19 protein-coding genes are annotated in these 25132 nt (G+C 70.6%); 16 read left to right on the top strand and 3 right to left on the bottom strand.

Annotated features, from left to right (window positions below; genetic code table 11):
- The first annotated feature begins 126 nt into the window (after nucleotides 1-126).
- Together smc and AQJ67_RS33920 are read left to right on the top strand one after the other, a co-directional pair.
- Nucleotides 127-3756, top strand: coding sequence for a chromosome segregation protein SMC (gene smc, locus AQJ67_RS33925; RefSeq protein WP_062723187.1), 3630 nt, complete (start codon nucleotides 127-129; stop codon nucleotides 3754-3756).
- A 235-nt stretch (nucleotides 3757-3991) separates the two neighbouring features.
- Nucleotides 3992-5407 carry a sugar porter family MFS transporter gene (locus AQJ67_RS33920; protein WP_062723186.1) on the top strand — a complete coding sequence of 472 codons (1416 nt, stop codon included), beginning with the start codon at nucleotides 3992-3994 and terminating at the stop codon, nucleotides 5405-5407.
- Nucleotides 5408-5549: 142 nt separating this feature from the next.
- On the opposite strand, the gene AQJ67_RS33915 is transcribed toward AQJ67_RS33920, so the two are convergent.
- Entirely contained in the window at nucleotides 5550-6521 is a 972-nt protein-coding gene (locus tag AQJ67_RS33915) for an LLM class flavin-dependent oxidoreductase (RefSeq protein ID WP_062723185.1), read from the bottom strand.
- Nucleotides 6522-6626: 105 nt separating this feature from the next.
- Between AQJ67_RS33915 and ftsY the strand changes: the two genes are divergently transcribed.
- Nucleotides 6627-7838 carry a signal recognition particle-docking protein FtsY gene (gene ftsY / locus AQJ67_RS33910; protein ID WP_062723184.1) on the top strand — a complete coding sequence of 404 codons (1212 nt, stop codon included), beginning with the start codon at nucleotides 6627-6629 and terminating at the stop codon, nucleotides 7836-7838.
- A 106-nt stretch (nucleotides 7839-7944) separates the two neighbouring features.
- Here the strand turns inward: ftsY and AQJ67_RS33905 are convergent, their stop codons facing one another.
- The gene (locus AQJ67_RS33905) at nucleotides 7945-8601 is read right to left on the bottom strand and encodes a bifunctional DNA primase/polymerase (RefSeq protein ID WP_062723183.1); all 657 of its coding nucleotides are present in this window, start codon (nucleotides 8599-8601) and stop codon (nucleotides 7945-7947) included.
- A gap of 458 nt (nucleotides 8602-9059) precedes the next feature.
- On the opposite strand from AQJ67_RS33905, the gene nsdA reads away from it, so the two are divergent.
- The 6 genes from nsdA (at nucleotide 9060) to ftsH (ending at nucleotide 18805) form a co-directional block, all read left to right on the top strand.
- Complete coding sequence (nsdA, locus tag AQJ67_RS33900; protein ID WP_062723182.1) at nucleotides 9060-10553, top strand: transcriptional repressor NsdA; 1494 nt, start codon at nucleotides 9060-9062, stop codon at nucleotides 10551-10553.
- 336 nt (nucleotides 10554-10889) lie between these two features.
- Nucleotides 10890-12245 (top strand): ammonium transporter, encoded by a 1356-nt coding sequence (locus AQJ67_RS33895; protein ID WP_062723181.1) that lies wholly within the window; start codon nucleotides 10890-10892, stop codon nucleotides 12243-12245.
- Nucleotides 12242-12580: a P-II family nitrogen regulator gene (locus tag AQJ67_RS33890; protein ID WP_003997576.1), complete on the top strand. Its 339-nt coding sequence runs from the start codon at nucleotides 12242-12244 to the stop codon at nucleotides 12578-12580. Before AQJ67_RS33895 ends, AQJ67_RS33890 begins: the two co-directional genes overlap by 4 nt.
- 28 nt (nucleotides 12581-12608) lie before the next feature.
- Nucleotides 12609-15053, top strand: coding sequence for a [protein-PII] uridylyltransferase (locus AQJ67_RS33885; RefSeq protein ID WP_062723180.1), 2445 nt, complete (start codon nucleotides 12609-12611; stop codon nucleotides 15051-15053).
- A 105-nt stretch (nucleotides 15054-15158) separates the two neighbouring features.
- A complete protein-coding gene (gene ffh, locus AQJ67_RS33880; RefSeq protein WP_062723179.1) occupies nucleotides 15159-16712 on the top strand; it encodes a signal recognition particle protein in 1554 nt (517 codons plus the stop codon).
- 137 nt (nucleotides 16713-16849) lie between these two features.
- A complete protein-coding gene (gene ftsH, locus AQJ67_RS33875; protein WP_079056312.1) occupies nucleotides 16850-18805 on the top strand; it encodes an ATP-dependent zinc metalloprotease FtsH in 1956 nt (651 codons plus the stop codon).
- Between the two features lie 31 nt (nucleotides 18806-18836).
- Here the strand turns inward: ftsH and AQJ67_RS33870 are convergent, their stop codons facing one another.
- Nucleotides 18837-19694 (bottom strand): methyltransferase type 11, encoded by an 858-nt coding sequence (locus AQJ67_RS33870; protein WP_062723177.1) that lies wholly within the window; start codon nucleotides 19692-19694, stop codon nucleotides 18837-18839.
- Nucleotides 19695-19891: 197 nt separating this feature from the next.
- On the opposite strand from AQJ67_RS33870, the gene proS reads away from it, so the two are divergent.
- The 7 genes from proS (at nucleotide 19892) to rplS (ending at nucleotide 25110) form a co-directional block, all read left to right on the top strand.
- Nucleotides 19892-21307: a proline--tRNA ligase gene (proS, locus tag AQJ67_RS33865; protein ID WP_062723176.1), complete on the top strand. Its 1416-nt coding sequence runs from the start codon at nucleotides 19892-19894 to the stop codon at nucleotides 21305-21307.
- Nucleotides 21308-21568: 261 nt separating this feature from the next.
- Nucleotides 21569-22165, top strand: coding sequence for a hypothetical protein (locus tag AQJ67_RS33860; RefSeq protein ID WP_003997568.1), 597 nt, complete (start codon nucleotides 21569-21571; stop codon nucleotides 22163-22165).
- Nucleotides 22166-22496: 331 nt separating this feature from the next.
- Nucleotides 22497-22916, top strand: a complete 420-nt coding sequence (rpsP, locus tag AQJ67_RS33855) for a 30S ribosomal protein S16 (RefSeq protein WP_062723175.1) — start codon at nucleotides 22497-22499, stop codon at nucleotides 22914-22916.
- Between the two features lie 2 nt (nucleotides 22917-22918).
- The gene (locus tag AQJ67_RS33850; protein WP_003973401.1) at nucleotides 22919-23158 is read left to right on the top strand and encodes an RNA-binding protein; all 240 of its coding nucleotides are present in this window, start codon (nucleotides 22919-22921) and stop codon (nucleotides 23156-23158) included.
- An 83-nt stretch (nucleotides 23159-23241) separates the two neighbouring features.
- Entirely contained in the window at nucleotides 23242-23793 is a 552-nt protein-coding gene (gene rimM, locus AQJ67_RS33845) for a ribosome maturation factor RimM (protein WP_062723174.1), read from the top strand.
- Nucleotides 23793-24626, top strand: a complete 834-nt coding sequence (trmD, locus tag AQJ67_RS33840; protein ID WP_062723173.1) for a tRNA (guanosine(37)-N1)-methyltransferase TrmD — start codon at nucleotides 23793-23795, stop codon at nucleotides 24624-24626. Before rimM ends, trmD begins: the two co-directional genes overlap by 1 nt.
- A gap of 133 nt (nucleotides 24627-24759) precedes the next feature.
- Nucleotides 24760-25110, top strand: a complete 351-nt coding sequence (gene rplS / locus AQJ67_RS33835; protein ID WP_062723172.1) for a 50S ribosomal protein L19 — start codon at nucleotides 24760-24762, stop codon at nucleotides 25108-25110.
- The last annotated feature ends 22 nt before the right edge of the window (nucleotides 25111-25132 follow it).

Raw genomic sequence — 25132 nt, 5'->3', positions numbered from 1 at the left:
CTTGCTCCCGGCTTACTGCCCCGCGCATCCTTTCACCCTCTTTAACGTCTGGTGTGCCCTGCACGTTCATCGGTGAAACCGTGGGTTCATGGAGTGACATCCGGGCGGAAGGTAGAGTCCAGCGGCGTGCACCTCAAGGCCCTGACCCTCCGCGGGTTCAAGTCGTTCGCCTCGGCGACCACACTCCGGTTCGAGCCGGGAATCACGTGTGTCGTCGGACCGAACGGCTCGGGCAAGTCCAATGTCGTGGACGCCCTCAGCTGGGTCATGGGCGAGCAGGGCGCCAAGTCGCTGCGCGGCGGCAAGATGGAGGACGTCATCTTCGCCGGCACGACCGGCCGTCCGCCACTCGGCCGAGCCGAGGTTTCGCTGACCATCGACAACTCGGACGGCGCACTGCCCATCGAGTACGCCGAGGTCACCATCACGCGGATCATGTTCCGCAACGGCGGCAGCGAGTACCAGATCAACGGCGACACCTGCCGTCTCCTCGATATCCAGGAACTGCTCTCCGACTCCGGCATCGGCCGCGAGATGCACGTCATCGTCGGCCAGGGCCAGCTCGACTCCGTGCTGCACGCCGACCCCATGGGCCGCCGCGCCTTCATCGAGGAGGCCGCGGGCGTCCTCAAGCACCGCAAGCGCAAGGAGAAGGCGCTGCGGAAGCTGGACGCGATGCAGGCCAACCTCGCGCGCGTGCAGGACCTGACGGACGAGTTGCGCCGGCAGCTCAAGCCGCTCGGCCGGCAGGCGGCGGTGGCGCGCCGGGCCGCCGTCATCCAGGCCGACCTGCGCGACGCCCGCCTCCGTCTCCTCGCCGACGATCTCGTAGGGCTCCGTCAGGCGCTCCAGGCCGAGGTCGCCGACGAGGCCGCGCTGAAGGAGCGCAAGGAGGCCGCCGAGCAGGAGCTGAAGAAGGCGCTCCAGCGCGAGGCCCTCCTGGAGGACGAGGTACGACAGCTCACGCCGCGCCTCCAGCGCGCCCAGCAGACCTGGTACGAGCTGTCCCAGCTCGCCGAGCGGGTGCGCGGCACGATCTCGCTGGCCGACGCGCGCGTGAAGAGCGCCACGTCCGCGCCGCCGGAGGAACGCCGGGGCCGCGACCCCGAGGACATGGAGCGCGAGGCCGCCCGCATCCGCGAGCAGGAGGCCGAACTCGAAGCGGCCCTGGAGGCGGCCGAGCGCGCCCTGGAGGACACGGTCGCCCACCGCGCCGAACTGGAACGCGAGCTCACGCAGGAGGAGCGGCGCCTCAAGGACGTCGCCCGCGCCATCGCCGACCGCCGCGAGGGCCTCGCCCGGCTGAACGGGCAGGTCAACGCGGCCCGTTCACGCGCGGCCTCCGCCCAGGCCGAGATCGACCGCCTGGCCGCCGCACGGGACGAGGCCCAGGAGCGGGCGTTCGCCGCGCAGGAGGAGTACGAGGCCCTCAAGGTCGAGGTCGACGGCCTGGACGCCGGCGACGCGGAACTCGGCGAGCAGCACGACGCGGCGAAGGGGCGCCTGAGGGAGGCGGAGGCGGCCCTGACGGCGGCCCGGGAGGCGGCCACGGCGGCCGAACGAGCGCGCGCCGCGACCGAGGCCCGCCGTGATGCGCTGGCGCTCGGCCTGCGCCGCAAGGACGGCACAGGGATACTGCTCGGTGCCCGTGACCGACTGACCGGTCTCCTCGGCCCGGCGGCGGAGATGCTGACGGTGACACCCGGCTACGAGGTCGCCCTGGCGGCTGCCTTCGGCGCGGCTGCGGACGCGCTCGCGGTGACGTCACCGTCCGCCGCGGCGGAGGCGATCCGTCTGCTCCGTAAGCAGGATGGCGGACGCGCGTCCTTGCTGCTGGCGGGAACGCCGGAGGATTCAGCGCCCCCAAGGGGCGCGGGGAACTGCGCGACCAGCCACAACGATCCCGCAGGCGCCCGACAGCATGACGCGGCGCTTCCTGCCGCGGCACAACCCGCGGAGCGTCTCGTGGCAGATTTCGTCCGTGGCCCTTCCGAACTCATGCCCGCGGTACGACGCCTCCTCCACGGCATCGTCGTCGTCCCCACCCTGGAAGACGCCGAGGAGCTCGTCTACGCCCACCCCCACCTCACCGCCGTAACCGCCGAAGGCGACCTCCTCGGCGCCCACTTCGCCCACGGCGGCTCCGCAGGCGCACCCAGCCTCCTCGAAGTACAGGCCTCCGTGGACGAGGCCGTCGCCGAGCTGGAAGAGCTGGCAGTGCGCTGCGAGGAACTGGCCGAGGCCCAGCACGCGGCGACCGAGCGCCGCAAGGCATCCGCCGCGCTCGTCGAGGAGCTGGGGGAGCGGCGCCGGGCGGCCGACCGGGAGAAGTCCGCGGTCGCCCAGCAGCTCGGCCGGCTCGCGGGCCAGGCAAGGGGCGCGGCCGGCGAAGCGGAGCGCTCCGTGGCCGCCGCCGCACGGGCCCAGGACGCCCTCGACAAGGCACTCCAGGAGGTCGAGGAACTCGCCGAACGACTCGCCGTGGCCGAGGAGATGCTGGTCGAGGAGGAACCCGACACATCGGTACGGGACCGTCTCGCCGCCGACGGCGCCAACGCCCGCCAGACCGAGATGGAGGCCCGCCTCCAGGTCCGTACCCACGAAGAACGGGTCAAGGGACTCGCCGGCCGCGCCGACTCGCTCGACCGCGCCGCCCGAGCGGAGCGGGACGCACGCGCGCGTGCCGAGCAGCGCAGGGCCCGGCTGCGGCACGAGGCGGCCGTCGCCGAGGCCGTCGCCTCCGGCACCCGGCAGCTGCTCGCCCATGTCGAGGTCTCCCTGGCCCGCGCCGACGAGGAACGCACCGCCGCCGAGGCCGCCAAGGCGCGGCGCGAGCAGGAACTCACCGTCGCCCGCGGTCAGGGCCGTGACCTCAAGGCCGAACTCGACAAGCTGACCGACTCCGTGCACCGCGGCGAGGTCCTCGGCGCCGAGAAGCGGATGCGGATCGAGCAGCTGGAGACCAAGGCGCTGGAGGAGCTGGGCGTGGAGCCCGCCGGGCTCGTCTCCGAGTACGGCCCCCACCAGCTCGTACCGCCCTCCCTGGCCGCGGAGGGCGAGCAGCTCCCCGAGGACCCCGAGCACCCCCGCAACCAGCCCAAGCCGTTCTTCCGGGCCGAGCAGGAGAAGCGGCTCAAGACGGCCGAGCGTGCCTACCAGCAGCTCGGCAAGGTCAACCCGCTCGCCCTTGAGGAGTTCGCGGCGCTGGAGGAACGGCACAAGTTCCTCAGCGAGCAGCTCGAAGACCTGAAGAAGACCCGGGCTGACCTGCTCCAGGTCGTCAAGGAGGTCGACGAACGCGTCGAGCAGGTCTTCACCGAGGCCTACTGGGACACGGCCCGGGAGTTCGAGGGTGTGTTCAGCCGACTGTTCCCCGGGGGCGAGGGACGGCTGATCCTGACCGATCCCGACAACATGCTCACCACGGGTGTCGACGTCGAGGCACGCCCTCCGGGCAAGAAGGTCAAGCGGCTGAGCCTGCTCTCCGGTGGCGAGCGGTCGCTGACCGCCGTAGCGCTGCTGGTGTCGATCTTCAAGGCCCGCCCCAGCCCGTTCTACGTCATGGACGAGGTCGAGGCCGCCCTCGACGACACCAACCTCCAGCGGCTGATCCGCATCATGCAGGAGCTGCAGGAGGCCTCGCAGCTGATCGTGATCACGCACCAGAAGCGCACGATGGAGGTCGCCGACGCGCTGTACGGCGTCTCCATGCAGGGCGACGGTGTGTCGAAGGTCATCAGCCAACGGCTTCGCTGACATCAGCCCCGGGCGATGAGCCCGGCGGCACCCCAGCCATGCCCTGCGACTTTCACGATTACTTCAAGAAGTGAACGCGCGTCACCTGTTCGCGTCTCGAAACTTACAGCCACTCGCCTATTGACTTCGAAACTTGAAGGCATAGTCTCTGCAACGTTGCTTTTACCTTCAGGTATCACTACTTGGAGCGGCTGACCCCCACCCGGCAGCGTTGCCGGTGGCCCGAGGAGTACACGTGACCAGCACAGCGCAGGCACCCACGTCAGGAGCCAGGACGGCTCATCCCGAACATCTCGGGCACGTCGTCTTCATCGCCGCGGCGGCCGCCATGGGCGGCTTCCTGTTCGGTTACGACAGTTCCGTGATCAACGGAGCCAACGGCGGCATCCAGGCCCGGTTCGACCTCAGCTCCGGCGTCACCGGGACCGTCGCCGCCAGCGCCCTGCTCGGCAGTGCCGTGGGCGCCGCCATCGCCGGCCGCATAGCCGACCGCATCGGCCGGATCCGCGTCATGCAGATCGCGGCGGTGCTGTTCGCCGTGAGCGCCGTCGGTTCCGGCCTCCCGTTCGCCGCCTGGGACCTCGCCGCCTGGCGTGTGCTCGGCGGTATCGCCATCGGTATGGCCTCGGTGATCGGCCCGGCCTACATCGCCGAGGTCGCCCCGCCCGCGTACCGGGGCAGGCTCGCCTCGTTCCAGCAGGCCGCCATCGTCATCGGCATCGCCGTCTCCCAGCTCGTCAACTGGGCCATCCTCAACATGGCCGACGGCGAGGAGCGCGGGACGGTCGCGGGCCTGGAGGCCTGGCAGTGGATGCTCGGCGTGATGCTCGTGCCCGCCCTCGTCTACGGCCTGCTGTCCTTCGCGATCCCCGAGTCCCCGCGCTATCTGATCAGCGTCGGCCGCGTCGAGGACGCCAAGAAGGTGCTCGGCGACGTCGAGGGCGGCGTGGACCTGGACGCCCGGGTCGCCGAGATCGACCAGGCCATGCGCAGCGACCACAAGTCCACGTTCAAGGATCTGCTGGGCGGCCGCTTCGGTCTCCTGCCGATCGTCTGGATCGGTATCGGCCTCTCCGTCTTCCAGCAGCTGGTCGGCATCAACGTCATCTTCTACTACTCGAACCTGCTGTGGCAGTCCGTCGGTGTCGACCCGTCGAGCTCGTTCTTCTACTCGTTCGAGACCTCGATCATCAACATCATCGGCACCGTGATCGCGATGATCTTCGTCGACCGCCTCGGCCGCAAGCCGCTCGCCCTCATTGGCTCCGTCGGCATGGGCATCTCGCTCGCGGCGGCCGCCTGGGCCTTCTCCTTCCAGAACGGCAACGACCCGCTGCCGACCGCGCAGGGCTACGTCGCGCTGATCGCCGCCAACGCCTTCGTCCTCTTCTTCGCCATGTCGTGGGGCGTGGTCGTCTGGGTCATGCTCGGCGAGGTCTTCCCCAACAAGATCCGCGCCGCCGCCCTGGGCGTGGCCGCCTCGGCCCAGTGGATCGCCAACTGGGTGATCACGATCACCTTCCCGGACCTGTCGGACTGGAACCTGTCGCTCACCTACGTCATGTACGCGGTGTTCGCCTTCCTCTCCATCCCCTTCATCCTCAAGTTCGTGCCCGAGACCAAGGGCAAGAAGCTGGAGGAGATGGGCTGACCGGCCCCCGAACTCGGGGGGAAGGGCCAAGTCCCCGCTGCCCCTCCTCCCGTAACCCCGCCGCCGCCCGCGGTCCGGCCACTGCCCGGACCGGGGGCGGCGGTGCGTCCGTAGGCCATCGGACATCCGCTCTGCGCGCGGCTCATCCGCCCAAGGCCGGAAGCACCTCCTGCGCGAACAGCCGCAGGCTCCGCCACCCCTCCTCCACCGGCATCCCGCCCGACAGGGGGTGCAGCACGTAGTTGTCGAACCCCAGCGCCACACACTCCTGCGGCGTCACGATCCGGTACACGCCCTCGGCGCGCAGCTCCGCCACCGTCGTGGCCGCCGACTTCACCGCCGAGCGGACGTCGCCGGACTGCCAGGAGGCGTACGTCCGTGCCTCGTGCAGGAAGTGCCCGCCGTACCGGGCCCACGCCCGGTCGGGATCCTCGGCGACGTGCAGCAGCGGCGTCTCCGCGGCCGGCATCATCGTCCAGCCCTCGGTGCCGTACTCGACGAGCCGCTCCTTGTAGTACGCCTCCAGCTCCGGCAGATGCGCGCTGGGGAAGAACGGCAGGCCGAACCGGGCGGCCCGGCGGGCGGCGGCCTTCGAGGAGCCGCCGACCAGCAGCAGCGGGTGCGGATCGGTGAACGGGCGCGGAGTGACCCGCACCGTACGGCCCCGGTACTCGAACTCCTCGCCGGTCCACGCCTTCAGCAGCGTCTCCAGCAGCTCGTCCTGGAGTTCGCCGCGCCGCTTCCACTCCACGTCGAAGTGGGCGTACTCCTCGGGCCGGTACCCGATCCCGGCGACCGTCACCAGCCGGCCGCCGCTCAGCAGGTCCAGGACCGCGATCTCCTCGGCGAGCCGCAGCGGGTCGTGCAGCGGGCCGATGATCGCCGAGACGGTGACCGCGAGGCGCCTGGTCGCGCCGAAGACCGCGGCAGCGAAGCCGAAGGGCGAGGGCAGCCAGTTGTTCTCGGCGCCGTGGTGCTCCTCGGTCTGCACGGTGGTGACGCCGTGCTCGTCGGCGTACGCGGCCATCTCCAGGGCCGCCCGGTAGCGGGCGGCGAGGGAGGCGGGGGTCGCGTCGGGCTCGACGAGGTTGAAACGGACGACCGTGACGGGCATGGGGGTCCCCCTTCACCGGGCGGGTGTGAAGGCGGACGTTAGCTGACGGTGTGTCAGACATCCAGAGGGGTGTCGCGGGACTCCATGGCCGATACTGGACGGGTTATGGACATCGTCATCCTTGCTGTAGTCATCGCCGTGGTCGTGCTCGGCGCGCTCGGCGGGCTCATCGTCGGCAGCCGTCGCAAGAAGCAGCTGCCCCCGCCGCCGCCCGCCGCCCCCGACATCACCGCCCCACCGGCCGAGCCGCACGTCGGCGACGAGGCCGAGACACCGCGCGACGAAGAGCGCCGGACCATAGAGGAGGTGGACCTTCCCGACGGCTCGACCGGGGTCGCCGTCGAGGAACCGCCCGTCGTCGAAGAGCTCCCGCCGACCGAGATCGAGGTCCCGGAGCCCACCGCCGGCCGCCTGATCCGGCTGCGCGCCCGGCTCTCCCGCTCGCAGAACGCCCTCGGCAAGGGGCTGCTCACGCTCCTGTCGCGCGAGCACCTCGACGACGACACCTGGGAGGAGATCGAGGACACGCTGCTCACCGCCGACGTCGGGGTGGCCCCCACCCAGGAACTCGTCGACGGCCTGCGCGAGCGCGTGAAGGTGCTCGGCACCCGCACCCCCGCCGAGCTGCGCGGCCTGCTGCGCGAGGAACTCCTCAAGCTGGTCGGCACCGACTTCGACCGCACGGTCCGCACCGAGCCGGAGACCAGCAAGCCCGGCATCGTGATGGTCGTCGGCGTCAACGGCACCGGCAAGACCACCACCACCGGCAAGCTCGCCCGCGTCCTCGTGGCCGACGGCCGCAGCGTGGTCCTCGGCGCCGCCGACACCTTCCGAGCCGCCGCCGCCGACCAGCTCCAGACCTGGGGCGAGCGCGTCGGCGCCTACACCGTGCGCGGTCCTGAGGGCGGCGACCCCGCCTCCGTCGCGTTCGACGCGGTGAAGGAGGGCAAGGAGATGGGCTCCGACGTCGTCCTCATCGACACCGCCGGGCGCCTGCACACCAAGACCGGCCTCATGGACGAGCTCGGCAAGGTCAAGCGGGTCGTCGAGAAGCACGCGCCGCTGGACGAGGTCCTGCTGGTGCTGGACGCGACGACCGGACAGAACGGCCTGGTCCAGGCCCGCGTCTTCGCCGAGGTCGTCGACATCACCGGCATCGTGCTCACCAAGCTCGACGGCACGGCCAAGGGCGGCATCGTGGTCGCGGTCCAGCGCGAGCTGGGCGTCCCGGTGAAGCTGATCGGGCTGGGCGAGGGCGCCGACGACCTGGCGCCGTTCGAGCCGGAGGCGTTCGTTGACGCCCTTATCGGGGAGTGACCCCACCTACGAATCTGGTATCTGGTTCGAAGAAGCGCCCGCCCCCCAAGGTGCAGTTGGGGGACGGGCGCTTCGCTGTGTACGACTGCGACAGGCGGGCCCTGTGCTACGCCCGCGACCGATGTGCCACGTACGCCAATGTCCCCAGCAGTAACCGTGCCGCCGGCGGCTTCGAGGCCGTGTCCAGTTCCGGTGGCCTCAGCCAGCGCACCGGTCCCAGGCCGCCCCGGTCGGAGGGCGGGGCCGTGATGGACGTGCCCGGGCCGAGGCCGCGCAGGTCGAGATGGGTGGGGTCGTCCCAGCCCAGGCGGTAGAGGAGCTCGGGGAGCTCGGCGGCGGCGCCCGGGGCGACGAAGAAGTGGGCGCGGCCCTCGGGGGTGGCGATGACCGGACCGAGGGGGAGTCCCATGCGTTCGAGCCGGGCCAGCGCGCGGCGTCCGGCGGGCTCGGCCACCTCGATCACGTCGAACGCCTGGCCCACCGGCAGCATCACCGAGGCGCCCGGGAACTCCGACCACGCCTTGCTGACGTCGTCGAGCGTGGCCCCGGCCGGGACGGGGGGCGCGAAGTCGAGAGGGTGCGCGCCGGGGGCGCCGCAGTCGGAGTCGCCGCACGAACAGGCGCCCCCCGCGGCCCGCGCGCCGGGCACCACGTCCCAGCCCCACAGTCCGGTGAACTCGGCGACGGCGGTGCACTCCGAGGAGCGGCCGCGTCGACGCGCGCCGGATCGAATCTCCCGGATGCCGCCGATCGTGAAGCCCATGCCCCCTCCAACGGGTCCAGCGCGCGGGTGGTTACGGCGCGGATGCGGAACGTGACCCTCTGTGTTCTCGGGTGGCCGGTTACCCTCTGACGCCGCTCGGCTCACGCGGCGCCTGGAAGCGCCCAGGGTGGTGGGCTCGACGACACGCGCCTCCTGATGCTTCGCTCCGCCCAGTTCCGGCCGTCCTATGTCAAGTGAATCGTGTGGAGGCGGCCGTTAGTTCATTCGAAGGGGTGGCGAATGGTGGCGTTTCCGGGATCGCCATGGCAGGAGGCGTGATCGTAGGATTACCGTGTGTGCACGAACCCTCGGGGCACATGCGCTCGTGGGTATGCCGGGGGCAAGTCGGCTTTCCGTTCGAAGGGTGACAAGTGCCGGACGGACGACCGAATTTACCGGCATTCTGATAGGGCTTGGCGCACTCGATGACAAGTGGTCCAAGGGATGGGGGCGTTCCAGTGAGCGGCAACAGCGGAAGCGGTACGAGTGCTGGTGGCGCATCGCACGCTGACAAGCGCCCGAACGAGCTGCTCGCGTCCTGGTTCGTGCGCAGCGGCTGGTCGAAGGGCGAACTCGCCCGCCAAGTCAACCGCCGTGCCCGCCAGTTGGGTGCCAACCACATCTCGACCGACACCTCCCGGGTGCGCCGCTGGCTGGACGGCGAGAACCCCCGCGAGCCGATCCCGCGGATCCTGTCCGAGCTGTTCTCCGAGCGGTTCGGCTGCGTCGTCTCCGTCGAGGACCTCGGTCTGCGCGTCGCCCGGCAGTCACCCTCCGTGTCCGGTATCGACCTGCCCTGGACGGGCCCGCAGGCGGTGGCCCTGCTCAGCGAGTTCTCGCGCAGCGACCTGATGCTGGCGCGGCGCGGCTTCCTCGGGAGCTCGCTGGCCCTGTCCGCGGGCCCGGCCCTCATCGAGCCGATGCAGCGCTGGCTGGTCCCCGCGCCGCCCGTCCCGTACCAGGAGCCCCGGCCCGTCCCGTCCTCGCGCGCGCGTGGCCGGCTGTCCAAGCCCGAGCTGGACCTGCTGGAGTCCACCACCGTGATGTTCCGGCAGTGGGACGCGCAGTGCGGCGGCGGGCTGCGCCGCAAGGCCGTCGTGGGTCAGCTGCACGAGGTGACCGATCTGCTCCAGGAACCCCACCCCGAGGCCACCGCCAGGAAGCTGTTCAAGGTCGCCGCCGAGCTGGCGGAACTGGCCGGCTGGATGTCGTACGACGTGGGGCTCCAGCCGACCGCCCAGAAGTACTTCGTCCTCGCGCTGCACGCCGCCAAAGAGGCGGGCGACCGGCCGCTCGGCTCGTACATCCTGTCCAGCATGAGCCGCCAGATGATCCACCTCGGCCGGCCCGACGACGCGCTGGAGCTGATCCACCTCGCACAGTACGGCAGCCGGGACTGCGCCAGCCCGCGGACCCAGTCGATGCTGTATGCGATGGAGGCCCGCGCCTACGCCAACATGGGCCAGCCCGGCAAGTGCAAGCGGGCCGTCCGGATGGCCGAGGACACCTTCGCCGAGGCCGTGGACTGGGACGAGCCCGACCCCGACTGGATCCGCTTCTTCTCCGAGGCCGAGCTCTACGGCGAGAACTCCCACTCCTACCGTGACCTCGCCTATGTCGCCGGCCGCAGCCCCACGTACGCCTCGCTCGCCGAGCCGCTGATGCAGCAGGCCGTCGACCTGTTCGCGAAGGACGCCGAGCACCAGCGGTCGTACGCACTGAACCTCATCGGCATGGCCACGGTGCATCTGCTCCGGCAGGAGCCCGAGCAGAGCGCGGTCTACGCGGAGCAGGCCATGCGCATCGCCAAGAAGGTGCGCTCCGAGCGCGTCAACACTCGTATTCGAAAGACGGTCGACACCGCGGCACGCGACTTCGGGGAGCTCGCCGAGGTCGTGGACCTGACGGACAAGCTCGCCGTCGAGCTGCCGGAGACCGCGGAGGCGGTCTGAGCCCCGCGCGCTCGCGCGGGGCAACCCCTGAACCCCGGCCGCGGCCGGCCCTCCCGAACTGCCCGACTCGGCTCCCCCATGCCAGGTCATCGGAAGGCCGACCGCGGCCGGATCCTTTCCTTCAAATGAAGGTTGCGCCACGATAACGATCGCGCAGCCGAACATCTCGCAGTTCATCAAGGCGTAACACACAGGGTGCCTTCGTCACGGCGGCGAAACAACGAGGGGCTTTCACCGAAACGGCGCTGCGTCAATCTCTTGGCGCATAACCGGCCCACCCCTCAATCCGCTCAGGCTTCGCCCGCACGGGGCCGTACCAATGACGAGGAGACGCCGATGGCACCAGCCATCATGATGGCGGCAGACAAGGTAGAGCTGTCGCCCGCCAACACAGGCTTCATGCTCATCTGTTCCGCCCTGGTGATGCTCATGACCCCGGGACTGGCCTTCTTCTACGGAGGCATGGTCCGCGTCAAGAGCACCCTGAACATGCTGATGATGAGCTTCATCAGTCTGGGGATCGTCACCATCCTGTGGGTGCTGTACGGCTTCTCCATGGCGTTCGGTACCGACTCCGGCAGCCTCATCGGCTGGAACTCCGACTGGATCGGCCTCAGCAACGTCGACAAGGGCGAGCTCTGGAGCTCGGCGGGCACGACGTACAACATTCCGCTGCTGGTCTTCTTCGTCTTCCAGCTGATGTTCGCGATCATCACGCCCGCCCTGATCAGCGGTGCTCTCGCGGACCGTGTGAAGTTCTCGGCCTGGGCGCTGTTCATCGCCCTGTGGGCCACGGTCGTGTACTTCCCGGTCGCCCACTGGGTCTGGGGCGCGGGCGGCTGGGCCTTCGACATGGGCGTGATTGACTTCGCCGGTGGTACGGCGGTCCACATCAACGCCGGTGCCGCGGCGCTCGGCGTGATCCTCGTCATCGGCAAGCGCGTCGGTTTCAAGAAGGACCCGATGCGTCCGCACAGCCTCCCGCTGGTCATGCTCGGCGCGGGCCTGCTGTGGTTCGGCTGGTTCGGCTTCAACGCCGGTTCCTGGCTCGGCAACGACGACGGCGTCGGCTCGCTGATGTTCGTCAACACCCAGGTGGCCACCGCCGCCGCCATGCTCGCCTGGCTCATCTACGAGAAGATCCGCCACGGCGCGTTCACCACGCTGGGCGCCGCCTCCGGTGCGGTCGCGGGTCTGGTCGCCATCACCCCGGCCGGTGGCGCGGTCACCCCGATCGGCGCGATCGCCGTCGGCGCCATCGCCGGTCTCCTGTGCGCCATGGCCGTCGGTCTGAAGTACAAGTTCGGCTACGACGACTCGCTCGACGTCGTCGGTGTCCACCTGGTCGGCGGTATCGCCGGCTCGATCCTGATCGGCTTCTTCGCCAGCGGCAAGGGCCAGTCCGAGGCCACCGGCGTCTTCTACGGCGACCACAGCTTCGACCAGCTGTGGAAGCAGCTCGCCGGTGTCGGCGGTGTCCTCGTCTACTCCCTGGTCGTCTCCGCGATCCTCGCCCTGGTCCTCGACAAGACGATCGGGATGCGGGTCACGGAGGACGAGGAGGTGGCCGGTATCGACCAGGCCGAGCACGCCGAGACCGCATACGACTTCAGTGGTGCCGGCGGCGGTGCCGTCCGGAGCGCCGCTCCGGCCCCGGTCGCCGCGGCCGCGAGCAAGAAGGTGGACGCATGAAGCTCATCACCGCAGTCGTCAAGCCCCACCGGCTCGACGAGATCAAGGAAGCCCTCCAGGCCTTCGGGGTCCACGGCCTGACGGTCACCGAGGCGAGCGGCTACGGTCGTCAGCGGGGCCACACCGAGGTCTACCGCGGTGCCGAGTACACCGTCGACCTGGTCCCGAAGATCCGCATCGAGGTCCTGGCCGAGGACGACGACGCCGAGCAGCTGATCGACGTCATCGTCAAGGCCGCCCGCACCGGCAAGATCGGTGACGGCAAGGTCTGGTCCCTGCCGGTCGAGACGGCCGTACGGGTCCGCACCGGCGAGCGCGGGCCCGACGCGCTCTGAGGCAGGAAAACAGAACAGGAGTCGCTGGGTGACGAGCACGGACGTTTCCAAGGATGCAGAGGACTCGGGACCCAGCGGCTACGCGGCGGCCCGGCTGCGTCTCCTCACGGAGGAGGCGCGGTCCGGGCCGCCGCGCCGTTCCGCCCTCGCCGAACTGACCGACGAGTGGCTGACCGGCCTGTTCGCCGCCGGCGCCGAGGGGTTGCGGGGGGTGTCCCTCGTCGCCGTCGGCGGCTACGGCCGTGGCGAGCTGTCCCCGCGCAGCGACCTGGACCTGCTCCTGCTGCACGACGGCGCCGACTCCGGCGCGGTGGCCGCCCTGGCCGACCGCATCTGGTACCCGGTCTGGGACCTCGGCCTCGCCCTCGACCACTCCGTGCGTACGCCCGCCGAAGCCCGCAAGACGGCCGGTGAGGACCTCAAGGTCCAGCTGGGTCTGCTGGACGCCCGGCACATCGCCGGTGACCTGGGGCTCACGGCAGGACTGCGGACGGCGGTCCTGGCCGACTGGCGCAACCAGGCGCCCAAGCGGCTGCCGGAACTCCAGGAGCTGTCCGCCGAACGCGCCGAGCGCCAGGGCGAGCTCCAGTACCTCCTGGAACCCGACCTCAAGGAAGCGCGCGGCGGCCTGCGCGACGCCACCATCCTGCGCGCCGTCGCCGCCTCCTGGCTGGCCGACGCCCCGCGCGAGGGCCTCGCCGACGCCCGGCGCCGACTGCTCGACGTACGCGACGCCCTGCATCTGACCACCGGGCGCGCGACCGACCGGCTCTCGCTCCAGGAGCAGGACCAGGTCGCCGCCGAGCTCGGCCTGCTCGACGCGGACACGCTGCTGCGGCAGGTGTACGAGGCGGCGCGGGTCATCTCGTACGCCAGCGATGTCACCTGGCGTGAAGTGGGGCGCGTGCTGCGCTCGCGCGCCGTGCGGCCGAGGCTGCGCGCCATGCTGGGCGGCGGGAAGCCGACGGCGGAGAGGTCCCCCCTCGCCGAGGGCGTGGTCGAACAGGACGGCGAGGTGGTGCTCGCCCGCGCCGCGCGCCCCGAACGCGACCCCGTGCTCCCCTTGCGCGCCGCGGCCGCCGCCGCGCAGGCCGGGCTCCCGCTCTCCCTGCACGCCGTACGGCGTATGGCGGCCACCGTGCGTCCGCTGCCCACGCCCTGGCCCGCCGAGGCGCGAGAGCAGCTCGTGACCCTGCTCGGCTCCGGCCGCCCCACGATCGACGTGTGGGAGGCACTGGAGGCCGAGGGCCTGATCACCCGGCTTCTCCCCGACTGGGAGCGGGTGCGCTGCCGCCCGCAGCGCAACGCCGTGCACATCTGGACCGTCGACCGGCACCTGATCGAGACGGCCGTGCGGGCCTCCGAGTTCACCCGCCGCGTCCACCGCCCCGACCTCCTCCTGGTCGCCGCGCTGCTGCACGACATCGGCAAGGGCTGGCCCGGCGACCACTCGGTGGCCGGCGAGATCATCGCCAAGGACGTCGCCGCGCGGATCGGCTTCGACCGCGACGACGTGGCCGTGCTCTCCGCCCTCGTACGCCATCACCTGCTGCTCGTCGACACGGCCACCCGGCGCGACCTGGAGGACCCGGCCACCGTGCGCTCGGTCGCCGAGGCGGTCGGCTCGCAGGGCACGCTGGAGCTGCTGCACGCCCTGACCGAGGCCGACGCGCTGGCCACCGGCCCGGCAGCCTGGTCGTCCTGGCGGGGGTCCCTCGTCGCCGACCTGGTGAAACGGGTCGCCGCCGTGCTCGCGGGGGACGACCTGGACGAGCCCGAGGCCGCCGCGCCCACCGCCGAGCAGGAGCGCCTCGCCATCGAGGCCATGGCGACCGGCAGCCCGGTGCTGTCCCTGCGCGCGCAGACCGAGCCACCGTCGGAGGAGCCCTCGGGCGATCCCGAGCCGCTCGGCGTGGAACTCCTCATCGCCGTACCGGACCAGCCGGGCGTGCTGCCCGCGGTGGCCGGCGTCCTCGCGATGCACCGCCTCACCGTGCGCACGGCCGAGCTGCGCGCCCTGGACCTGCCCGACGGTGTCGAGGGCGCAGTCCTGCTGCTGAACTGGCGGGTCGCCGCCGAGTACGGCTCCCTGCCGCAGGCCACCCGGCTGCGCGCCGACCTCGTGCGCGCGCTGGACGGCACCCTGGACATCGCGGGCCGCCTCGCCGAGCGGGACGCGGCCTATCCGCGCCGCCGGGGTGTCGTGCCCCCGCCGCCGAGGGTGTCGGTCCATCCGGCCGCGTCCCGGCTGGCCACGGTGATCGAGGTGCGGGCCCAGGACGCCCCGGGGCTGCTGTTCCGGATCGGCCGGGCCCTGGAGGACGCGGCGGTGCGGATGCGCAGTGCGCATGTCAGCACGCTGGGTGCCAACGCCGTCGACGCGTTCTATGTCACAGGGCCCGAGGGAGCGCCGCTGCCCAGCGAGGAGGCGGCCGCCGTGGCACGCAAGGTGGAGGAGACGCTGCGGGGCTGAGACCCTGTGCCAAGGCTCTGAACCGAGGGATCCCGGCAACCTGCGTGGCCGGGATACCCTGGAGGGCGATTCCAGCTGCCACCGACCCCGAGGACCGCGAGCGCCGTGTTCGATACTCTCTCCGATCGCCTCTCAGCGACTTTCAAGAACCTGCGCGGCAAGGGACGGCTCTCCGAGGCGGACATCGACGCCACCGCGCGCGAGATCCGCATCGCGCTCCTCGAAGCGGACGTGGCGCTGCCTGTCGTCCGGACGTTCATCAAGAACGTCAAGGAGCGCGCGCTCGGCGTCGAGGTCTCCAAGGCGCTGAACCCGGCCCAGCAGGTCCTGAAGATCGTCAACGACGAGCTCGTCACGATCCTCGGCGGCGAGACCCGGCGTCTGCGGTTCGCCAAGCAGCCGCCGACCGTGATCATGCTGGCGGGTCTGCAGGGTGCCGGTAAGACGACCCTCGCGGGCAAGCTCGCCCGCTGGCTGAAGGAGCAGGGCCACTCGCCGCTGCTGGTCGCCTGTGACCTCCAGCGCCCCAACGCCGTGAACCAGCTGAGCGTCGTCGCCGAGCGCGCGGGCGTCGCGGTCTACGCGCCCGAGCCGGGCAACGGCGTCGGCGACCCGGTCAAGGTCGCCAAGGACTCCATCGAGCACGCCAGGGCCAAGGTCCACGACATCGTGATCGTGGACACCGCCGGCCGCCTGGGCATCGACCAGGAGATGATGCAGCAGGCCGCGGACATCCGGGACGCGGTCTCGCCGGACGAGATCCTCTTCGTCGTCGACGCGATGATCGGTCAGGACGCGGTCAACACCGCGGAGGCCTTCCGCGACGGCGTCGGCTTCGACGGCGTGGTGCTCTCCAAGCTCGACGGTGACGCCCGCGGTGGTGCCGCCCTGTCGATCCGGCAGATCACCGGCAAGCCGATCATGTTCGCGTCGAACGGCGAGAAGCTCGACGAGTTCGACGCCTTCCACCCGGACCGGATGGCCTCCCGCATCCTCGACATGGGTGACCTGCTCACCCTGATCGAGCAGGCGGAGAAGACCTTCGACCAGGCCGAGGCCGAGAAGATGGCCTCCAAGCTGGCGTCGAAGAAGGGCCAGGACTTCACCCTGGACGACTTCCTGTCCCAGATGGAGCAGGTCAGGAAGATGGGCAGCATCAGCAAGCTGCTCGGCATGCTCCCGGGCATGGGGCAGATCAAGGACCAGATCAACAACCTCGACGAGCGTGACGTCGACCGCACGGCCGCCATCATCAAGTCGATGACCCCGGCCGAGCGCCAGGAGCCGACGATCATCAACGGCTCGCGGCGCGCCCGTATCGCCCGCGGTTCCGGTGTCGAGGTCAGCGCGGTCAAGAACCTCGTCGAGCGGTTCTTCGAGGCCCGCAAGATGATGTCCCGCATGGCCCAGGGCGGCGGCATGCCCGGTATGCCGGGGATGCCTGGCATGGGCGGCGGTCCCGGCCGTGCGAAGAAGCAGCCGAAGAAGGCCAAGGGCAAGCAGCGCTCCGGCAACCCGATGAAGCGCAAGCAGCAGGAGCAGGAGGAGGCCGCCCGCAGGGCCGCCGCCGCTCAGGCCGGGGGCGCGCTCGGGCTGCCTGGCCAGCAGGCCGGGCAGGACTTCGAGCTGCCGGACGAGTTCAAGAAGTTCATGGGCTGACCCAAGAGCTCAGGGACTCAGGAGTCCGAGAGCACAAAGGCCTGACAGCCGATCGCGTACGTCATCGAGGGCGCCCTTCCGCAGGAGGGGCGCCCTCAGCGCATGCCGGGGCCCGGCATCTGCCGTAACGTCCAGATATGAGCAATGCCGCGCCACCACGCAAGGCCCCTGACCAGCCGTGGCGCACCGAGGGCACACCGGACGAGCCGCCCGGGCGGCCCCGTGGCCGACGGATGCGCGGTCGCTGGTGGAGCCTGCTCCTCACCGCGGTGGTCGTGTTCCTGCTCGCCTATGTCGGGCTGACGTACCTCGACCAGGGCAACGAGCCGACGATCTCCTACACGGAGTTCAGCAGACAGGTCGACGCCGACAATGTCGACACGATCTACTCCAAGGGCGACGCGATCCAGGGCGAGCTCAAGAAGGCCCGGGACAACCCCGACGGCGACGGCGACTACACCCGGTTCAAGACCCAGCGGCCGGCCTTCGCGGACGACGACCTCTGGCGGCAACTGGAGAGCCACGACGTGACGGTGACGGCACAACCGGTCGTGAAGGAACGCGGCGTCGTCTCCAACCTGCTGTTCTCCCTGATCCCGATCGTCCTCCTGCTCGCCGTCTGGATCTTCGTGGCCCGGCGGATGAGTTCCGGGCTCGGCGGCGCGGGCGGCATGCTCGGCCGCAAGGCACCGCCCAAGCCGGTGGAGCTCCAGCCCGGCAAGGAGCGCACCACCTTCGCCGACGTGGCCGGCATCGACGAGGTCAAGGGCGAGCTGGACGACGTCGTCGACTTCCTGGAGAACCCTGACGCCTACCGCAGGATGGGCGCCAAGATGCCGCGCGGCGTGCTGCTCGCCGGTTCGCCCGGCACCGGCAAGACCCTGCTGGCGCGCGCGGTCGCGGGCGAGGCGGACGTGCCGTTCTTCTCCGCCTCCGCCTCCGAGTTCATCGAGATGATCGTCGGCGTCGGCGCTTCCCGGGTCCGCGAACTGTTCGCCGAGGCACGCAAAGTGGCACCTTCGATCATCTTCATCGACGAGATCGACACCATTGGACGGGCGCGCGGCGGCGGCGCCTCGGTGAGCGGCCACGACGAGCGCGAGCAGACGCTCAACCAGATCCTCACCGAGATGGACGGCTTCTCCGGCTCCGAGGGCGTGATCGTCATCGCCGCCACCAACCGTGCCGACATCCTGGACCCGGCCCTGACCCGCCCCGGCCGCTTCGACCGGGTCGTCAACGTCTCCCCGCCGGACCGCGGCGGCCGCGAGGCCATCCTGCGCATCCACACCCGCGCGATCCCGCTCGCCGAGGACGTGGACCTCACCCAGGTGGCCCGCACCACCCCGGGCATGACAGGTGCGGATCTGGCCAATCTCGCCAACGAGGCCGCCCTGCTCGCGGTCAAGCGCAAACAGGACCAGGTGACCGGCGCGGACCTCTCCGAAGCCCTGGAGAAGGTGCAGCTCGGCGCCGAGCGCACCCTGGTCATGCCCGAGGAGGACCGCCGGCGCACCGCGTACCACGAGAGCGGACACGCCCTCCTCGGCATGCTCCAGCCGGGCGCCGACCCCGTACGAAAGATCACCATCGTGCCGCGCGGACGCGCCCTCGGCGTGACGATGTCGACCCCCGAGGTCGAGCGGTACGCGCACTCCGAGGGCTATCTGCGCGGCCGCATCATCGGCGCCCTGGGCGGCATGGCCGCGGAACAGGTGGTCTACGGCGTCGTCACCACGGGCGCCGAGAACGACCTCGAACAGGTCAGCAACATCGCGCGCGCCATGGTGGCCCGCTGGGGCATGAGCGAGCGGGTCGGCCGGCTGTCCGCCCTGCCGAGCGACCCCCAGCAGGCGTACGGGCTCGCGGCCGCCCCGCAGACCCTCGACGTGATCGACGCCGAGATGCGCCGGATCGTCGACGAGTGCTACGAGGAGGCCTGCCGCAAACTCCAGGACCACCGGGGGCAGTTGAACGCCCTGGCCGAGGCGCTGCTGGAGAACGAGACGCTGGAGGAGGCGGACGCGTACCGGATCGCGGGGATCACGAGGCTGACGAAGGACGACGCCCAGGGCCCCGCGACGCCGACATGACCCGAACGGCAGGCCCTGGCCCTCCCCGGGCTCAGGGCACCCGGGCGATCAGGTACCGGAACACGTTCGGCATCCACACCGTCCCGTCCGGCCGCAGATGCGGATGCAGGGCCTCCGCCACCTCCTTGTCGACCTGGGCCCGATCGGTTGCCGTGATCGCCGCGTCGAACAACCCCGTCGACAGCAGCCCCCGTACGGCACTGTCCACGTCCGCGTACCCGAACGGACAGGCCACCCGCCCCGAGCCGTCCGGCCTGAGCCCCGCGCGCTGGGCGACCTCCTCCAAATCGTCGCGCAGGGCGGGCCGCCAACTGCCCGTACTGCGCAGGGGATCGGCCAGCTTGGTCGCGACCCGCAGCACGGACGAGGTGGCGCAGCGCTCCGGTGGACCCCAGCCGGCCAGCACCACGGGCGCCCCCCGCTCGGCGAGCGGTGTCGCGGCCGCGAGTGCCTCGCCGAGCCCCTCCGAGTCACCCGCGAGGCACCCGATGGGCTCGAACGCGGTCACCAGCGTGTACGCGGGCGCTTCGGCATCGGCCGCGTCGCCGGGCGAGCCGTCGACGAGCCGCGTGTCGGCACGCGCGCGCGTGTCCCACCCCTCGGGCAGCAGCCGCCGCCGGGCCAGGGCCAGTCGTTCGGGGGAGGAGGACTCGACGCCGGTGACGGTCGCGCCTCTGGACGCCGCCATCAGCAGGGCGAGCCCGCTGCCGCAGCCGAGCCCCAGCAGCCGGGTGCCCGGGCCGGCCTCCACTCGCTCGTAGACGGCCTCGTAGAGCGGAACCAGCATCCGCTCCTGGATCTCGGACCAGTCACGCGCGCGTGCACACAGGTCCACGCGGGCCGCAGCTCCCGCGTGAGGCAGGTGCTGCCGCACGAGCGTAGGTGTCATCTAAAGCGCCCCAATCCGCAGAGAGTTGCCTCTGGCTCCGATTCCGTGGCCCCCGTGACATGCGCTCACATCCCCACGTATGCCAGGAAACTCCGCACCCGACGTCGCGTCCAGGGGTCGCGGAGCCCTGCTTGAGGCTTCCCTGTGTACGTGGCCAAAATTCACATTCCGGCAACGTGGGCCCGTACCATCGCGCCATGGCAAAGGCACCCGTTCTGACGCCGCAGGCGGAGGACTTCCCACGCTGGTACCAGGATCTGATCGCCAAGGCGGAGCTGGCCGACAACGGTCCGGTGCGCGGCACCATGGTCATCCGACCGTACGGGTACGGGCTGTGGGAGCGGATGCAGGCCGAGATGGACGCCCGGATCAAGGAGACGGGCACGCAGAACGCGTACTTCCCGCTCCTGATCCCGCAGTCGTACCTCACCCGTGAGGCCGACCACGTCGAGGGCTTCGCGCCGGAACTCGCGGTCGTCACGCACGGCGGTGGCAAGGAGCTGGAGGAGCCGGCGGTCGTCCGCCCCACCTCCGAGATGATCATCAACGACTACTTCTCGAAGTGGGTGCAGAGCTACCGCGACCTGCCCCTGCTGATCAACCAGTGGGCGAACGTGGTCCGTTGGGAACTCAGGCCCCGCCTCTTCCTGCGTACGACCGAGTTCCTCTGGCAGGAGGGCCACACCGCGCACGCCACCTACGAGGACGCCCGGGACTTCGCCGCGCACATCCACCGCGAGGTCTACGAGGACTTCATGGTGAACGTCCTCGCCATGGACGTCGTCGCCGGCCGCAAGACCGTCAAGGAGCGCTTCGCCGGCGCCGTCAACACCCTGACGCTCGAAGGCATGATGGGCGACGGCAAGGCCCTCCAGATGGCGACCAGCCATGAGCTGGGCCAGAACTTCGCCAGGGCCTTCAACACCTCGTACCTGTCGAAGGACGGCACCCAGGAACTGGTCTGGCAGACCTCCTGGGGTTCGACCACCCGCATGATCGGCGCCCTCGTGATGATGCACGGCGACGACAACGGCCTCAGGGTCCCGCCGCGCCTCGCGGGGATCCAGGCCGTCGTCCTCGCCATCAAGGGCGACGAAGCGGTTCTGGCCAAGGTCCGCGAGATCGGCGATCAGCTGACGGCGGCAGGCGTCCGCGTCCATGTCGACGACCGCACCGACACCCCCTTCGGCCGCCGCGCGGTCGACTGGGAGCTCAAGGGCGTGCCCGTCCGCATCGAGGTCGGCCCCCGTGACCTGGAGAACGGCACCGCGATGCTGGCCCGCCGCATCCCGGGCGGCAAGGAGCCGGTGGCCATCGAGTCTTTGGTACGACTGCTCCCCACGGTCCTCGAAGAGGACCAGGCGCTGCTGCTGACCCAGGCCCGCGAGCGCCGAGAATCCCGCACCACCGACGTGACGACGGTCGACGAGGCCGTCGAGGCGGCCGTCGCCGGCGGCTGGGCGCGCGTCCCGTGGGCGACGCTCGGCGAAGAAGGCGAGGCCAGGCTGGCCGAGCACGCGGTGACCGTACGGTGTCTGGTCACCGAGGACGGGGCGGTGCCGGACGCCGACGACGCGCCCGGTAACGTCGCGGTCGTGGCGCGCGCTTACTGAGCTGACGCCGGTGGGGAGCGAGAGCGGCCGAATCGCCTCTTGTGCATGCGCGAACCACAACCACACCGGCGCGTGGACAGGGCGTACGCGCCGGGGCGTACGTCAGACTACGCACCACCTTGGTATGAGCTGTGAGGCTTCTCCGCAGATCGGCGCACCCGCCCTCGTCGTGGCGCATCATTCGCAACTGACGGGTACGTGCAAATTATTTGGGATGGCCCGGAATCGGAACACAGCGGCACTCCGGCTCGTTGTCATTACGTGAGCACGACACAGACACCACCTGTTCTCGCCGCAGAGCTGGCGCAGGCGTGGGCCGACATTCAGCGGTACCACCCCGAGCTGCCGGATCTCGCCGCGCCAGAGTCACTGATCGGGGAGTCGTCGTCCGCCTGCGGTCACGAGCTCTCCTTCGAGCGACTGCTTCATGAGGCAGTCCATGGCATCGCCGCCGCGCGCGGCGTCCGCGACACCTCCCGGGCCGGCCGCTACCACAACCGCAGATTCCTCGCCATCGCCGAGGAGCTGGGCCTGGACCACCCCGAGGAACCGCACCCGAGCAGCGGTTTCTCCCTGGTCACGCTCAACCCCGAGGCCAAGCGCCGCTACCGCCCGACCATCGAACGCCTCCAGCGCGCCCTGAAGGCCCACACCGCGGCGACCTCCGCCGACACCAGCAGGACCTTCCGGGGCCCGGCCGCCCGCCACGGCTCCTCCGGCGGCGGCGTCCGCGTCAAGGCGGTCTGCGACTGCGGCCGTAACGTCCGGGTCGTTCCGTCGGTGCTGGCGCAGGCGCCGATCGTGTGCGGCGGCTGCGGGAAGCCGTTCCGGATTCCCGAGGTGGTCGGAGCGGCGTAGCGCCTCGTCGCGCACCGGCATCTCGTGGCTGCCGGTCGGGACGTACGGCGTCGATACGCACGTGTGCGTCGGGTGCCGCTGTGGCCGGTACCGCGGCCGACCTTCGCGGCACCCGGGGCGCCGGGTGCCTGTCAAGCGTGCCCGCACAGCCTCGCCGCCCCCTCCGCCGGAGGTGACCCGCAGTGTGTGGCACAATGGCTAGCTGTACTCGACAGTCGCACAGGACCCCTCTCTCCTCCGGCTGACGCGTCCATCGGGCACTCGGGTACCGCAACCCCACGCGGCATTCTCGCCGTGCCCAACCACGTCAAATCCAGGAGAACCCACTCCCGTGGCAGTCAAGATCAAGCTGAAGCGTCTGGGCAAGATCCGTTCGCCTCACTACCGCATCGTCGTCGCCGACTCCCGTACCCGTCGTGACGGTCGTGCGATCGAGGAGATCGGCAAGTACCACCCGACGTACAACCCGTCGGTCATCGAGGTCGACGCGGACCGTGTCGCCTACTGGCTGGGTGTCGGCGCGCAGCCGACCGAGCCCGTCATGGCGATCCTCAAGAAGACCGGCGACTGGCAGAAGTTCAAGGGCGAGCCCGCCCCGGCGCCGCTGCTCGTCGCCGAGCCGAAGAAGGCTCGCCCCTCGTTCGAGGCCCTCGGTGGCGACGACGAGGGCAAGGGTGAGGCGATCACCCAGAAGAAGAAGGCTGACAAGAAGGACGAGGCCGCGGCCGAGTCCGAGTCGACCGAGGCCTGAGCATGCTCGAGGAGGCTCTCGAGCACCTCGTGAAGGGCATCGTCGACAACCCGGACGATGTGCAGGTCGCCTCGCGCAACCTGCGCCGCGGACGCGTGCTGGAGGTCCGGGTCCACCCCGACGACCTCGGCAAGGTGATCGGCCGTAACGGCCGCACCGCACGCGCTCTGCGCACCGTCGTGGGCGCCATCGGCGGCCGCGGTGTCCGCGTCGACCTCGTCGACGTGGACCACGTCCGCTGACGCCGAACGCAGCACCGGCTCGGGCCGGGGAAGGCCACTGGGCCGTCCCCGGCCCGTAGTCGTACGACAGGAGATCTGAACTCGTGCAGCTGGTAGTCGCACGGATCGGCCGCGCCCACGGCATCAAGGGCGAGGTCACCGTCGAGGTCCGTACCGACGAGCCGGAACTGCGGCTCGCCCCCGGCGCCGTCCTGGCCACCGACCCGGCCGCCACCGGGCCGCTCACCATCGAGACCGGCCGGGTCCACAGCGGCCGGCTCCTCCTGCGCTTCGAGGGGGTCAAGGACCGCACCGGCGCCGAGGCGCTGCGCAACACCCTCCTCATCGCCGAGATCGACCCGGACGAGCTGCCCGAGGAAGAGGACGAGTACTACGACCACCAGCTCATGGACCTGGACGTGGTGACCGCGGACGGGGTCGAGGTCGGTCGTATCACCGAGATCTCGCACCTGCCCTCCCAGGACCTCTTCATCGTCGAGCGGCCCGACGGGAGCGAGGTGATGATCCCCTTCGTCTCGGAGATCGTCACCGAGATCGACCTGGAGGAGCAGCGGGCCGTCATCACGCCGCCGCCCGGCCTGATCGACGACCAGGCCGATGTGGCCTCGTCGCGCGACGCGGAGGCCGAGGGCTGATGCGGCTCGACGTCGTCACGATCTTCCCCGAGTACCTGGAGCCCCTGAACGTCTCCCTCGTCGGCAAGGCACGCGCGCGTGGACAGCTGAACGTCCATGTGCACGACCTCCGCGGCTGGACGTACGACCGCCACAACACGGTCGACGACACGCCGTACGGCGGCGGACCCGGCATGGTCATGAAGACCGACCCCTGGGGCGACGCGCTGGACTCCGTGCTGGCGGACGGCTACGAGACGGGCTCCGGCGGGCCCGCCCTGATCGTGCCCACGCCCAGCGGGCGCCCCTTCACCCAGGAACTCGCCGTCGAGCTTTCCGAGCAACCCTGGCTGATCTTCACGCCGGCCCGCTACGAGGGCATCGACCGCCGGGTCATCGACGAGTACGCGACCCGGATGCCGGTCCACGAGGTGTCCATCGGCGACTACGTCCTCGCCGGCGGCGAGGCGGCCGTCCTGGTCATCACGGAGGCGGTGGCCCGCCTGTTGCCCGGCGTCCTCGGGAACGCCGAGTCCCACCGGGACGACTCCTTCGCGCCCGGCGCGATGGCCAACCTTCTTGAAGGCCCCGTCTACACCAAGCCGCCCGAGTGGCGCGGCCGGGACATCCCCGACGTGCTGCTCAGCGGCCACCACGGCAAGATCGCCCGCTGGCGCCGGGACGAGGCCCTGCGGCGTACGACGGCCAACCGGCCCGACCTGATCGAGCGCTGCGACCCCAAGGCCTTCGACAAGAAGGACCGCGAGATGCTCTCCATCCTGGGCTGGATGCCCGACCCGGAGGGGGAGCGCTTCGGTCGATTTTGGCGCAGGACCGAGGGCGTGGAAGAATAGGTCGCTGTTGTGCGTCGTCCGGCGTGCGCCCCTGCCACAGGGGGACACGACGCCCGCCCCGGCACGGACAGCATCCTTCGAAACACCTAGCTACCGCCTATGACCTGTGGCATGGGCGAAGAAAGCAGACGAAATGTCTCACCTGCTCGACACCGTCGACGCCGCGTCGCTGCGCAGCGACGTCCCGGCCTTCCGCCCGGGCGACACGGTCAACGTCCACGTCCGCGTCATCGAGGGCAACCGCTCCCGTGTGCAGCAGTTCAAGGGCGTTGTGATCCGCCGCCAGGGCGCCGGTGTCCGCGAGACCTTCACGGTCCGCAAGGTCTCGTTCTCCGTCGGCGTCGAGCGCACCTTCCCGGTGCACACCCCGATCGTCGAGAAGATCGAGCTCGTCACCCGCGGTGACGTGCGTCGCGCCAAGCTGTACTACCTGCGTGACCTGCGCGGCAAGGCGGCGAAGATCAAGGAGAAGCGCGACAACTGAGCGCTTTCGGGGGCTCGCCCCC

Source organism: Streptomyces caeruleatus, assembly GCF_001514235.1.
Lineage (GTDB): Bacteria > Actinomycetota > Actinomycetes > Streptomycetales > Streptomycetaceae > Streptomyces > Streptomyces caeruleatus.
Note: the sequence above shows the minus strand (reverse complement) of the source record. Positions and strands in the feature narration are given on the sequence as shown.

What these genes read in the sequence shown, in the direction of transcription:
- AQJ67_RS33915 (WP_062723185.1), bottom strand. Translation starts at nt 6,521, where the DNA reads ATGCCCGTCACGGTCGTCCGTTTCAACCTCGTCGAGCCCGACGCGACC.
- ftsY (WP_062723184.1), top strand. Translation starts at nt 6,627, where the DNA reads ATGGACATCGTCATCCTTGCTGTAGTCATCGCCGTGGTCGTGCTCGGC.
- AQJ67_RS33905 (WP_062723183.1), bottom strand. Translation starts at nt 8,601, where the DNA reads ATGGGCTTCACGATCGGCGGCATCCGGGAGATTCGATCCGGCGCGCGT.
- AQJ67_RS33895 (WP_062723181.1), top strand. Translation starts at nt 10,890, where the DNA reads ATGGCACCAGCCATCATGATGGCGGCAGACAAGGTAGAGCTGTCGCCC.
- AQJ67_RS33890 (WP_003997576.1), top strand. Translation starts at nt 12,242, where the DNA reads ATGAAGCTCATCACCGCAGTCGTCAAGCCCCACCGGCTCGACGAGATC.
- ftsH (WP_079056312.1), top strand. Translation starts at nt 16,850, where the DNA reads ATGAGCAATGCCGCGCCACCACGCAAGGCCCCTGACCAGCCGTGGCGC.
- AQJ67_RS33870 (WP_062723177.1), bottom strand. Translation starts at nt 19,694, where the DNA reads ATGACACCTACGCTCGTGCGGCAGCACCTGCCTCACGCGGGAGCTGCG.
- proS (WP_062723176.1), top strand. Translation starts at nt 19,892, where the DNA reads ATGGCAAAGGCACCCGTTCTGACGCCGCAGGCGGAGGACTTCCCACGC.
- AQJ67_RS33850 (WP_003973401.1), top strand. Translation starts at nt 22,919, where the DNA reads ATGCTCGAGGAGGCTCTCGAGCACCTCGTGAAGGGCATCGTCGACAAC.
- trmD (WP_062723173.1), top strand. Translation starts at nt 23,793, where the DNA reads ATGCGGCTCGACGTCGTCACGATCTTCCCCGAGTACCTGGAGCCCCTG.
- rplS (WP_062723172.1), top strand. Translation starts at nt 24,760, where the DNA reads ATGTCTCACCTGCTCGACACCGTCGACGCCGCGTCGCTGCGCAGCGAC.